Origin of the sequence: Pseudomonas sp. PsB (assembly GCF_043658375.1) — a bacterium.
GTDB classification, from domain to species: Bacteria; Pseudomonadota; Gammaproteobacteria; order Pseudomonadales; family Pseudomonadaceae; genus Aquipseudomonas; species Aquipseudomonas putida_Z.
The window spans coordinates 309,051-321,160 of the sequence record NZ_JBIGLU010000001.1; the positions used below are offsets into that span (position 1 = coordinate 309,051).

Below are 12,110 nucleotides of genomic sequence, written 5' to 3' on the forward strand. Positions count from 1 at the left end.
CTGAAGCGGACAGGTTGAGGGGCGGTGTGTTGTAAATACTGAACGGCATTGCCATGATATCGTTCACATCCACCCCCCTTTCCACCGTTTCAGGAGGCTCCAGCTTTGGACGTCGGCGAACGACTGCAAGCCATCCGCAAGCTCAAGGGCCTGTCCCAGCGTGAACTCGCCAAGCGTGCCGGCGTGACCAACAGCACCATCTCGATGATCGAGAAGAACAGCGTGAGCCCGTCGATCAGCTCGCTGCGCAAGGTGCTGAGCGGCATTCCCATGTCCATGGTCGAGTTCTTCTCGGTCGAACTGGAACCTGAAAGCCCCACGCAGATCGTCTACAAGGCCCATGAGCTGATCGATATCTCCGACGGGGCGGTGACCATGAAGCTGGTCGGCAAGTCGCACCCCAACCGTGCCATCGCCTTTCTCACCGAGGTGTATCCACCGGGTGCCGATACGGGTGCCGAAATGCTTACCCACGACGGCGAAGAAACCGGCATCCTGCTCGAAGGCCGCCTGGAGCTGGTGGTCGGCAACGAGATCTTCATCCTTGAAGAGGGCGACAGCTACTACTTCGAAAGCACCCGTCCGCACCGCTTTCGCAACCCGTTCGACCGGCCGGCGCGGCTGATCAGTGCGGCGACGCCTTCAAACTTTTGATCCAGCGCAGTGCATTGATTCGGCAATACCCCTTTCCTGTGTGGGGTCGTTTCACGGCCTCTGGGTTCCCGCTATACTTTTCAACGCTCGCCGATCCGTGGCCGCGAGCGTGATTAGCCACCATGAGGGTGTTCGCGTGAACCAAATCAAGAAGATGCTGGCCGTACCAGCAGCCGTATTCGCCCTCTGGGCAATGAGCGCAACCGCTGCGACCAATGATGACATCGCCAAGCGCCTGGAGCCGGTTGGCCAGGTGTGCGTCCAGGGCCAAGAGTGCAAAGGCATGGAAGTGGCCGCCGCCGCAGGTGGCGGTGGTGCCAAGACGCCGGACGAGATCATCGCCAAGCACTGCAATGCCTGCCATGGCTCCGGCCTGCTCGGCGCACCGAAGATTGGCGATACCGCGGCGTGGAAGGAACGCGCCGACCATCAGGGCGGCCTGGACGGCATCCTGGCCAAGGCCATTACCGGCATCAACGCCATGCCACCGAAAGGCACCTGCGCGGACTGCTCGGATGACGACCTGAAAGGGGCGATCAAGAAAATGTCCGGGCTGTGAGAAACAGCTGAATTGCATGAGGCCCGCCATTGATGGCGGGCTTTGTTTTTGTGGTGCCTGTGCCGGCCCTTTCGCGGCTAAAGCCGCTCCCACAGGTGCAGTGCAGGCTTCAAGGGCTGTGGGGCCCCTGTGGGAACTCACAGGTACAGCACAGGACTCAAGGGCGGTGAGGTCTCTGTGGGAGCGGCTTTAGCCGCGAAGAGGCCGGCACGGGCAACCAACCCACCAAAGCCCATGTCCAACCCCTGAACCCATGGATGTCTCAGGAGGCCCCGATGCACCTCTGCTCCATCGACCAGGCCGTCGAGCAAGTCCTGTCGCGCCTGCCAGCCCACATCCACATGGGCCTGCCGCTGGGCCTGGGCAAGCCCAACGCCTTCGTCAATGCGCTTTACGCCCGCATCCGCGAGCTGCCCGAACGGCAGCTGACCATCTACACGGCCCTGTCCCTCGGCCGTCCGTCACTGGGTGACGGTTTGCAACGGCGCTTTCTCGAACCCTTTGTCGAACGCGTTTTCGCCGACTACGAAGAACTCGCCTACCTCACCGACCTGCGCAACGACACGTTGCCATCCAACATTCGCGTCGAACAGTTCTTCATGCAGCCGGGCAGCCTGCTGCACAGCGCGTCGGCCCAGCAGAGCTACATCAGCAGCAACTACAGCCACGCCGCACGCGACATCAACGCCAAGGGCCTGAACCTGATCGCGCAGCTGGTGGCCGCCACCCCCGAGAGGCCGGTGCACCTGAGCCTGGCCTGCAACCCCGACATCACCCTCGACCTGCTGCCGATGATCGCCAAGCGCCGCGCCGCCGGCGAGACCATCCTCATGCTCGGCCAGGTGCATGCCGAGCTGCCCTACATGCCGGGTGACGCCGAGCTACCCATCGATACGTTCGACCTGCTGATCGATACAGCCGAGCAACGCCGCCTGTTCTCCACGCCGAACATGCCGGTCAACACCCAGGACCACTGCATCGGCCTGCACGCCAGCAGCCTGGTTCGCGACGGCGGCACGCTACAGATCGGCATTGGTGCCATGGGCGATGCGGTAGCTGCCGCATTGCTGGCGCGCCAGGGTGACAACGCCGGTTATCGTGCCGTGCTCGACGCGCTGGGTGCTGGCTCGTGGCAAGCGCTGATCGAACGGGAAGGGGGCCTGGATACCTTCGCCCAAGGCCTGTACGGCTGCAGCGAGATGTTCGTCAACGGCTTGCTGGCGCTGGCCGAAGCGGGCCTGTTGCGGCGCCCGGCGGACGAGCAGGGGGCGGCAGTGCTGCATGGCGGTTTCTTCCTCGGCCCCCAGGCGTTCTACCAGCGCTTGCGCGACATGCCGCTGGAACAGCGCGCACGGTTTGCCATGACCCGTATCAGCTTCATCAACGAGCTGTACGGGCAGGAGGAACTCAAGCGCCGCCAACGCCGTGATGCGCGCTTCATCAATACCGTATTCGGCATGACCCTGCTCGGCGCCGGGGTGGCCGACCAGCTGGAGGATGGCCGGGTACTCAGTGGCGTGGGCGGGCAGTACAACTTCGTCGCCCAGGGCCATGCGCTGGAGGGCGGGCGTTCGATCCTGCTGCTGCGCAGCTGGCGTGAGGCGGGCGGGGAGGTGACCTCGAACCTGTTCTGGAACTATGGCCATTGCACCATCCCCCGGCACTTGCGCGATATCGTGGTGACCGAGTACGGCATCGCCGACCTGCGTGGGCAGACCGACAGCGAGGTGATCGCACGGTTGCTGGCGGTATGTGATTCACGGTTCCAGCAGGGGCTGATCGAGCAGGCAAAGGATGCCGGCAAGCTGGCCAAAGATTTTCAACTGGAGGCGTGCTTTACCAACAATACGCCGCAGCACCTGGAGGCGATCAGGGCGCGGCACTCGCGGTTGTTCCCGGAGTATCCGCTGGGCACGGACTTTACGGCTGAAGAGCGGGATTTGCTGCGGGCACTGAACTGGTTGAAGAGCAAGTTCAAGCTGAGCGAGGTACTGGAGCTGGGCAAGGCAGCGCTGGATGCGCCGGGGCCGGAGGGGTATGCGAGGCATCTTGCGCGGATGCAACTGGATCAGCCGCAGGGGCTGAAGGAAGAGCTTTACCAGCGGTTGTTGCTGGCGGGGTTGGCGGCTGCCAGGTAGAGAGGGTTGAGGCCATTCGCGGGCATGCCCGCTCCCACAGGTACACCACAGCATTCAAAACCTGTGGTGTACCTGTGGGAGCGGGCGTGCCCGCGAAGCAGGCGCCGCGATTACTCGATGAAGGTAACCACACCACCTTCCAGCGACTTCACCCGGGCCAGCGACTCAACGCGATAGCCCTGGCTGTCCAGCTCGGCACGGCCGCCCTGGAACGACTTTTCGATCACGATACCCAGGCCGGCCACGGTGGCGCCGGCCTGCTTGATGATCGAGATCAGGGCCTGCGACGCCTTGCCGTTGGCCAGGAAGTCGTCGATCACCAACACGCGGTCGCTGCTGTTGAGGTGACGCGGCGAGATGGCCACGGTGTTCTCGGTCTGCTTGGTGAAGGAATACACCGAGGCGGTCAGCAGGTTCTCGGTCAGGGTCAGCGACTGGTGCTTGCGGGCGAAGATCACCGGCACGCCCAGCTTCAGGCCAGTCATCACCGCCGGGGCAATGCCCGAGGCTTCGATGGTGACGATCTTGGTCACGCCCGCGTCGGCGAACAGGCGTGCGAACTCGTCACCGATCAGCTGCATCAGCGCCGGATCGATCTGGTGGTTGAGAAACGCGTCGACTTTGAGAACCTGATCGGAAAGCACGATGCCTTCTTCGCGAATCTTCTGATGCAGTGCTTCCACTTTGTTTTCCTCGATGTAGCAAAGGTGGCCGCAAATAGCGGCAAAGTTAAAGAGTAATGGTTGATCAGCGTTTGAGCATTGCCCGGATATCGGCCAGGGCATTGTTGCCCCGTGCGGCCTTTACCTCGACCGGCGCATCGTCCAGGCCTTCCCAGGCCAGGTCGTCCGGTGGCAGTTCGTCGAGGAACCGGCTGGGCGTGCAGTCGATGATTTCACCGTACTGCTTGCGCTTGGCGGCGAAGGTGAAAGCCAGGGTCTGGCGCGCGCGGGTGATGCCCACGTAGGCCAGGCGGCGTTCCTCTTCGATGGTGTCGGCCTCGATGCTGGAGCGGTGCGGGAGGATTTCCTCTTCCATGCCCATGATGAACACGTAGGGGAATTCCAGGCCCTTGGAGGCATGCAGGGTCATCATCTGCACACCTTCGGCGTTCTCTTCCTCTTCCTGCTGGCGCTCGAGCATGTCGCGCAGCACCAGCTTGCCGATGGCGTCCTCGATGGTCATGTCACCCTCTTCGTCCTTCTCGAGGGTGTTCTTCAGCGCTTCGACCAGGAACCAGACGTTGCTGATGCGGAACTCGGCAGCCTTGTCGCTGGCGGTCTGCTGGCGGATCCAGTTTTCGTAGTCGATATCGCGGATCATCTCGTGCAGCGCGGCAATCGGGTCTTCCAGGGCAACCTTGTGGCGCACCCCGTCCAGCCAATGCTTGAAGCGCTGCAAACGCTCGGTATAGCGGGCGTCCAGATGCTCGCCCAGGCCAAGCTCCTCGCTGGCGGCGTACATCGAAATACCGCGCTCGGTGGCGTAATTGCCGAGCTTTTCCAGGGTGGTGGAGCCGATTTCGCGGCGCGGTACGTTGATCACCCGCAGGTAGGCGTTGTCATCGTCCGGGTTCACCAGCAGGCGCAGGTAGGCCATCAGGTCCTTGACCTCCTGGCGGCCGAAGAAGCTGTTGCCGCCCGACAGGCGATACGGCACCTGGTGGTGCTGCAGCTTCAGTTCGATCAGCTTGGCCTGGTAGTTGCCGCGGTAGAGGATGGCAAAGTCGCTGTACGGGCGGTTGGTGCGCAGGTGCAGGGTGAGGATTTCCATGGCCACGCGTTCGGCCTCGGCTTCCTCGTTCTTGCAGCGGATGACGCGGATCTCGTCGCCCACGCCCATCTCGCTCCACAGCTGCTTCTCGAACGCGTGCGGGTTGTTGGCGATCAGCACGTTGGCGCAGCGCAGGATGCGGCTGGTGGAGCGGTAGTTCTGCTCCAGCATCACCACTTTCAGGGAGGGGTAGTCCTCCTTGAGCAGCATCAGGTTTTCCGGCCGGGCGCCACGCCAGGCGTAGATCGACTGGTCGTCGTCGCCTACCACGGTGAACTGGTTGCGCATGCCGATCAGCATCTTCACCAGCAGGTACTGGCTGGCGTTGGTGTCCTGGTATTCGTCCACCAGCAGGTAACGCACGCGGTTCTGCCAGCGCTCCAGCACATCGGGGTGTTCCTGGAACAGCTTGACCGGCAGCAGGATCAAGTCGTCGAAGTCCACCGCGTTGAACGCCTTGAGCGTGCGCTGGTAGTGGTTGTAGACGATTGCTGCGGTCTGCTCGCGCGGGTTGCGCGCCTTCTCCAGGGCTTCGGCGGGCAGGATCAGGTCGTTCTTCCAGGCACCGATCATGTTCTTGATCTCGTCGATGCCGTCGTCGCCGGAGTATTCCTTCTGCATGATGTCCGACAGCAACGCCTTGATGTCGGACTCGTCGAAGATCGAGAAACCCGGCTTGTAGCCCAGGCGCTCGTGCTCCCTGCGGATGATGTTCAAGCCCAGGTTGTGGAACGTGCATACCGTCAGGCCACGGCCTTCCCCCGGGCGCAGCAGGGTGCCGACCCGCTCCTTCATCTCGCGCGCGGCCTTGTTGGTGAAGGTCATCGCCACGATGTACTGGGCACGGATGCCGCAGTTCTGGATGAGGTGGGCAATCTTGCGCGTGATCACGCTGGTCTTGCCCGAGCCTGCACCGGCGAGCACCAAAAGAGGGCCGCCGACATAGTCACGGGCTTCCTGCTGCCGGGGATTGAGTCGGGACATGCTAGAAACCGGGGGTCGCCAGAAAATAGCCGCGCATTCTAACAGGCATGGGGCGTTTGTGGCGCGACCGTCTGACGTCTGAGTCAAATATGTAAACGGGATTTGCCGGCTGGCGCAGTTTCGCGCAGGATGCACGACAAAATACGTCGGGATGCTACACCCGTAAAAACATGTATTAAATTGAAAATCATTTTCATTAATGCAGTAGCATACCTGGCAGTTTCCGTTGCACCGTGAAGCCCTAAGGAGCCCGCTTGTCCACGCCTGTCGAACCATTGCGTTTGCTGCTGTTGGCCGATGAGCCGGAATGGGGTGCGCTGCTACGCGAGTGCACGCCCGCACTGGGTGGCAGCGCCGTACTGCTGACGGCGCCGAACTGGGAGTCGGTCGACAGCCTGTTCAACCAGGACCGCCAGGCTGTCGTGCTGGCAACCCCGGCCCTGCAGCCCGCGCCCGGGCGCTGCGAGTTGCCGACCATCCTGCTGCTCGACCACGAGCCCCAGGTAGCGCCTAACGCTGTCAGCGACTGGCTGGTGCGCGACCAGCTCAATGTCGACACATTGCGCCGCTCGCTGCGCCATGTGCGCGAGCGCGGCGTGCTGGTGGCCACCCTGCAGCGCCTGGCCGAGCAGGACCCGCTGACCGGCATCGCCAACCGCCAGGGCTTCCAGGCCTTGCTGACCGCGCGGCTGGCCGAGAACGACGGCCGTGGCCTTGCCCTCGGCCACCTGGACCTGGACAACTTCCGCCACGTCAACGACGCGCTCGGCCACCAGAGTGGCGACCGCCTGATCCTGCAGGTGGTGGCGCGCCTGAAACAGCAACTGGAGGCGGGTGACCAGCTGGCGCGCCTGGGCAGCGACGAGTTCGCCCTGCTGATCGACACCCGACGCGACCCCAATCGTGCCGAATCGATTGCCGAGCGGATTGTCGAGGCGTTGGCCGAACCCTACTGGATCGACGGCGAAAGCCTGCTGCTGGGCTGCAGCCTGGGCCTGGCCCATGCCCGCGCCCAGGGTGGTGCCGACCCACTGATGTGGCACGCGCACATCGCCATGCGCCAGGCCAAGGGCAGCCAGGGTTGCACTTTCCATGTGTTCAACGAACGCATCAACCGCAACGCCCGCAGCCTTGCCGACCTGGAAAGCGAACTGCGCCGCGCCCTGCGCCGGGACGAACTGGAGCTGCATTACCAGCCGCGGTTGAACCTGGCCGACGGGCGCATCGTCGGCCTCGAGGCGCTGGTGCGCTGGCGGCATGCCGAGCGCGGCCTGTTGCCGCCCAGCGAGTTCGTGCCGCTGGCCGAGCAGAGCGGCCTGATCGTGCCGCTGGGCTACTGGGTGATTTCCCGTGCCCTGCGCGACATGCAGGCGCTGTGCGAGCGCGGCCTGGAGCCGCTGCACATGGCGGTCAACCTGAGCTTCCGCCAGTTCCAGGACAGCCAGTTGCTGGCGACCTTGAGCCGCCTGATTCTCGAACATGGCGTTGATGCCCGCTGGCTGGAGTTCGAACTGACCGAAACGGCGGTGATGCGCCGCAACGAACTGGTGCGCCAGACCATGGACGCCCTGGGGCGTCTGGGCGTGCGCTTTTCGCTCGATGATTTCGGTACCGGGTTCTCTTCGTTCGTGCACCTCAACAGCCTGCCGATCACCTTGCTCAAGGTGGACCGCAGCTTTGTCGCGGAAATGGAAATGCGCGAGGAGAACCGCAAGCTGGTGCACGCCATGATCAACCTGGCGCACAACCTCAATCTGGAGGTGGTGGCCGAAGGGGTGGAGAGCGAAGAGCAGATGGCGTTGCTGCGCGGGTTTGGCTGTGACCAGGTTCAAGGCTTCCTGGTCAGCAAGCCGCTGCCGGTGGGGGAGTTGATGGAGTTCTTGCTGCAGGCGACCGGCTGCCAGTTGGAGGCTGCCCGTTAGGGACCTTTCGCGGGCACGCCCGCTCCCACAGTGTCCGTGTCTGTACCTGTGGGAGCGGGCGTGCCCGCGAATAGGCCCTTGAGTCAGGCCGAGGCGGTAGCCTCTCGACTACCCCCTGCCTTGCCCAAAAGCCGCTTCATCCGCCACTCAAAGCCAAAGGTCAATGCCACCGCCGCACACGCCAGCCCCAACGCCAACCCCCACCACACCCCGACCGCGCCACCGCCCAGGGTGAAGGTGAACAGCCAGGCGCTCGGCGCCCCCACCAACCAGTAGCACACCAGGCCGATCAGGAAGGTGGTCTTGGCATCCTTCAGCCCACGGATCGAGCCCATCGCGATCGTCTGCATGCCATCGAACAGCTCGAACCACGCAGCCACCATCAGCAACTGCACCGCCAGCTGGAAGATCGCCGCAAATGCCGGGTCGTCACGGTCGATGAACAGCCCCACCAGCGCATCGGGCAGCAGCCAGAACAACGCGGCGAAGGCAAACATGATCATCGCCCCGAAGCCGATGCCCACCCGCCCGGCACTGCGCGCCGCCAGCAGGTTGCCGGCGCCGTAATACAGCCCCACGCGCATGGTCACCGCATACGACAACCCGGTCGGCACCATGAACGCCGTGGAGACGATCTGCAGGGCGATCTGGTGCGCCGCCAGCTCTGTACTGCCCAGCACGCCCATGCACAGCGCGGCGAAGGCGAACAGGCCGACTTCCACCATGTAGGTGCCGCCAATCGGCAGGCCCAGCCGCCACAGCTCGCGCAGGGCTGGCAGCGAAGGGCGCGACAGGCCCTTGCGCAGTGGGTAGGCGGTATAGGCCGGGTGCCAGCGGATATACAGCGCCAAGGCAATGGCCATGCCCATCGACACCACCGCGGTGACCAGGCCGATGCCCATCAGGCCCAGCTTGGGCAGGCCGAACATGCCTTCGATCAACGCCAGGTTGAACAGGTAGTTGAGTACCGTGCCGACCAGGCTGATGACCATCACCGGGGTCGAGCGGCCCAGCGCGCTGGTGAAGCCGCGCAAGGCCATGAAAGTCAGGTAGCCGGGCAGGGCCAGTGGCAGCAGGGTGAGGAATTCGGCGGCCGAGGCAACGTTCTCGGGCTTTTGCCCGAACAGCAGCAGTACCGGCTCAAGGTTCCACAGCACCAGCGCAGCGAACAGCGCCAGGCCCCAGGCCAGCCACAGGCCACCTTGCGCCAGGCGGGTGGCGCCCTCGATGTCGTTGGCGCCCTTGCGAATGGCCACCAGGGTACCGACCGCAGCGATCACGCCAAGGCAGAAGATCGACACGAACGAGTAGCTCGCCGCGCCCAGGCCGCCGCCAGCCAGGGCTTGCGGGCTGATGCGGGCCATCATCAGGGTATCGGTCAGCACCATCAGCATGTGCGCCAACTGCGAGGCGATCAGCGGCCCGGCCAGGCGCAGCAAAGCCTTGAGTTCTGTGGTGGGCGCGACGTGCATGGGGGCAGTCCTTTTCCTGGGGTGATCAACGAAGGGCGATTCTGAGGCTTTGGTCAACTTTGCACAAAAGGATAAAAGCGATCATTGGCATGAGTCTGACTCATGTATATATGCTTCCCGGTGATTCATATCACAGCCCCGTATGGCAGGTGCCTCATGTCCCGTCAGCTCCCCCCGCTGTATGCCCTGCGCGCATTCGAAGCCGCCGCGCGGCTAAGCTCCTTCACCCGTGCCGGCGAAGAGCTGTCGATTACCCAGAGCGCGGTCAGCCGGCATATCCGCACGCTGGAGGAGCATTTTGCCTGTCGCCTGTTCGTGCGCAGCGGCCGCAGCCTGCAACTGACCGAAGCAGCGCGGGTGTTGCTGCCCGGTGTGCGTGAAGGATTTGCCGCGCTGGAACGGGCTTGCGATACCTTGCGCGGTGAGGATGACATCCTGCGCATGAAGGCCCCCTCGACCCTGACCATGCGCTGGTTGCTGGCGCGCCTTAGCCGCTTTCGCCACTTGCAGCCTGGCAACGAAGTGCAGCTGACCAGCGCCTGGATGGATGTCGACCATGTGGACTTCAACCAGGAACCGTTCGATTGCGCGGTGTTGCTAAGCGACGGGGTGTTCCCGCCGGAATGGGAAGTGCGCAGGTTGTTCCCGGAGCTGCTGATCCCCGTGGGTGCGCCAGACCTGCTCGACGAGGAACCCTGGGACGAGCGTCGGCTGGCCTGCATCGAGCTGCTGCACCCCACGGTGGACAAGCGCGACTGGCGGGAATGGTTGGAGCGCATGGGGCTGAGTGACAAGGTTTCGCTCAAGGGCGGGCAGGTGTTCGACACCCTGGAGCTGGGCATGATTGCCGCGGCGCGTGGCTATGGCATTTCCATGGGTGATTTGCTGATGGTGGCCGAGGATGTCGCGCAGGGGCGCTTGAGCCTGCCTTGGCCGACGGCGGTGCCCAGCGGGATGGATTATTACCTGGTGTGGCCGCGCACTCGGCCAGGGGGCGAGCGGTTGCGGCGTTTGAGCGCGTTTCTGGAAGAGGAGGTGGCGGCGATGGATTTGCCGAATGTGCAGATCCTGCCGGCCCTTTGATCACCTGTACCGGCCTCTTCGCGGGCTTGCCCGCTCCCACAGGGTTATCGCATGCCTTGAAACCGGCACTGTACCTGTGGGAGCGGGCGAGCCCGCGAAGAGGCCGCAATGACTTACATCGAGCCCAGGTTCAACGCCTGTGCACACGCCTGCAGCGACCGACGCTCGCTCTGCGCATACAGCGCCAGCTCATCCTGCACCTGCAGCCCCAGCGCCGCTTCGAACGCGTCGCGGTTGGCGTTGCTGCCGTACTCGGCCTGCGCATCGTCACCCAGGTTGGACTGGAAGATCCCCGCCGCGCTCACCGGCAGGAAGTCCTCGTACACCAACGCCTCGAAGTGCACATGGCCAGCCTCGATCAGCCCTTCCAGAGTGGTCGGGCGGCCGTCCTGATCGCGCGCAGCCAGGCCTTTCTCGGTGGCGAAGTAGCGGAAGTAGGCCAGCCCTTGTTCACGCATCTGTGCCAGGTCATCCGGGAATTCGGCAAAGGTGTCCTTCAGCAACGCCATGTAGCGTTCGGCATTGGCCTCGGCCGGGGCGCCACCCAGGGCGGCGCGGGTGGCGTCGAGCAGCTTGTCGTACAGCTGGCGACCTTTCGGTGTCAGCGCCGCGCCGCGTTGCTCGATTTCGCCAAAGCGCGCGGTGTGGCTCCCTTCGCTGCCCTGCTGGTCGCTGAACGCGACCTTTTCCTGCAGGGCCTTGAAGCTGGTCTGGCGCAACAGGATCGGGTGGCGGCGGGTGGGCGGGCCTTCGACCACGGCCTTTGGCGGGATGCCCTTGGCCGGCATGCCAAGCTGGATTGCATCGATGTCCAGGGTGCGCGGGGTCAGGTGGTTGATGTGCGGGCCCTTGAAGGCCACCACATCGGCGATCAGGCGGTGCTGGTCGTGCAACTGCTGGTACTGCTCGGCAGTGACGGTGGCGTCATGGTGCCAGCGGAAGGTGTGCAGCGCTTCCTGCACGAACGCTTCGGCATCGGCGGCGTTCAGGCCACCATCGCGCTCGCATTGGGCGATCAGTTCGAGGGCACGGGCGGTGAAGATCTGGCGCTTGGCCAGGATGCTCTCTGCCAGCTCGCGCAGTTGCGGGTTGTCGATCAGTTCCAGGCGCAGCAGCGAGGTGAACACGCGGAACGGGCTGACGTGCAGCGACTGCTCGTGCACCGCGCGGAAGGCGGTGGAATGCACCGGCACGCCAGCGGAACTGAGGTCGTAGTAGCCGACTGGCTGCATGCCCATGACCGCGAACAACCGGGCGATGGTGGCCAGCTCTGCGGCGGTGCCCACACGGATGGCGCCGTGACGCTCCTGATCCAGGCGCTCGATTTCGCCGGTCCAGCGCAGGGCCTCGGCAACCTCGGGTTGCTGGGCCATGACCTGCTGGTTGATTTCGCTCACCAGCTCCAGCAGCGTGCCGTACAGGGGCACTTCCTGTTTGTACATGAGCGACATGGCGGCAGAGAACTGCGCGCGGATGCTGTCGGGGCTGACGAAATCGTGGGCGGGCATCGCTAGCTTCCTGGTTG

9 protein-coding genes are annotated in these 12,110 nt (G+C 64.0%); 5 read left to right on the forward strand and 4 right to left on the reverse strand.

Translation table 11 applies throughout. From position 1 onward, the window contains the following. Window positions 1-105 precede the first annotated feature (105 nt). The 3 genes from ACGLHT_RS01485 to ACGLHT_RS01495 all read left to right on the forward strand — a co-directional run bounded on the left by ACGLHT_RS01485 (window position 106) and on the right by ACGLHT_RS01495 (window position 3,351). Window positions 106-654 carry a cupin domain-containing protein gene (locus tag ACGLHT_RS01485; protein ID WP_013974777.1) on the forward strand — a complete coding sequence of 183 codons (549 nt, stop codon included), beginning with the start codon at window positions 106-108 and terminating at the stop codon, window positions 652-654. 154 nt (window positions 655-808) lie between these two features. After that, entirely contained in the window at window positions 809-1,213 is a 405-nt protein-coding gene (locus ACGLHT_RS01490; protein WP_038408395.1) for a cytochrome c5 family protein, read from the forward strand. A gap of 275 nt (window positions 1,214-1,488) precedes the next feature. Next, window positions 1,489-3,351: an acetyl-CoA hydrolase/transferase C-terminal domain-containing protein gene (locus ACGLHT_RS01495; protein ID WP_274119871.1), complete on the forward strand. Its 1,863-nt coding sequence runs from the start codon at window positions 1,489-1,491 to the stop codon at window positions 3,349-3,351. A gap of 110 nt (window positions 3,352-3,461) precedes the next feature. Here ACGLHT_RS01495 and ACGLHT_RS01500 read toward each other — a convergent pair whose 3' ends face one another. Then, a complete protein-coding gene (locus ACGLHT_RS01500) occupies window positions 3,462-4,034 on the reverse strand; it encodes a xanthine phosphoribosyltransferase (RefSeq protein WP_009683322.1) in 573 nt (190 codons plus the stop codon). A gap of 64 nt (window positions 4,035-4,098) precedes the next feature. Continuing rightward, window positions 4,099-6,108, reverse strand: coding sequence for a DNA helicase Rep (gene rep / locus ACGLHT_RS01505; RefSeq protein WP_274119870.1), 2,010 nt, complete (start codon window positions 6,106-6,108; stop codon window positions 4,099-4,101). Between the two features lie 254 nt (window positions 6,109-6,362). On the opposite strand from rep, the gene ACGLHT_RS01510 reads away from it, so the two are divergent. After that, window positions 6,363-8,030 (forward strand): bifunctional diguanylate cyclase/phosphodiesterase, encoded by a 1,668-nt coding sequence (locus ACGLHT_RS01510; protein WP_137162659.1) that lies wholly within the window; start codon window positions 6,363-6,365, stop codon window positions 8,028-8,030. 83 nt (window positions 8,031-8,113) lie between these two features. Here the strand turns inward: ACGLHT_RS01510 and ACGLHT_RS01515 are convergent, their stop codons facing one another. Then, window positions 8,114-9,502, reverse strand: a complete 1,389-nt coding sequence (locus ACGLHT_RS01515; protein WP_274119869.1) for a NorM family multidrug efflux MATE transporter — start codon at window positions 9,500-9,502, stop codon at window positions 8,114-8,116. A gap of 156 nt (window positions 9,503-9,658) precedes the next feature. Here ACGLHT_RS01515 and ACGLHT_RS01520 point away from each other — a divergent pair, with 156 nt between their 5' ends. After that, window positions 9,659-10,585: a LysR substrate-binding domain-containing protein gene (locus ACGLHT_RS01520; protein WP_085664279.1), complete on the forward strand. Its 927-nt coding sequence runs from the start codon at window positions 9,659-9,661 to the stop codon at window positions 10,583-10,585. A gap of 113 nt (window positions 10,586-10,698) precedes the next feature. On the opposite strand, the gene ACGLHT_RS01525 is transcribed toward ACGLHT_RS01520, so the two are convergent. Further along, on the reverse strand, window positions 10,699-12,093 hold the full coding sequence (locus ACGLHT_RS01525; protein WP_025341095.1) for a VOC family protein: 1,395 nt from the start codon (window positions 12,091-12,093) through the stop codon (window positions 10,699-10,701). Between the last annotated feature and the right edge of the window lie 17 nt (window positions 12,094-12,110).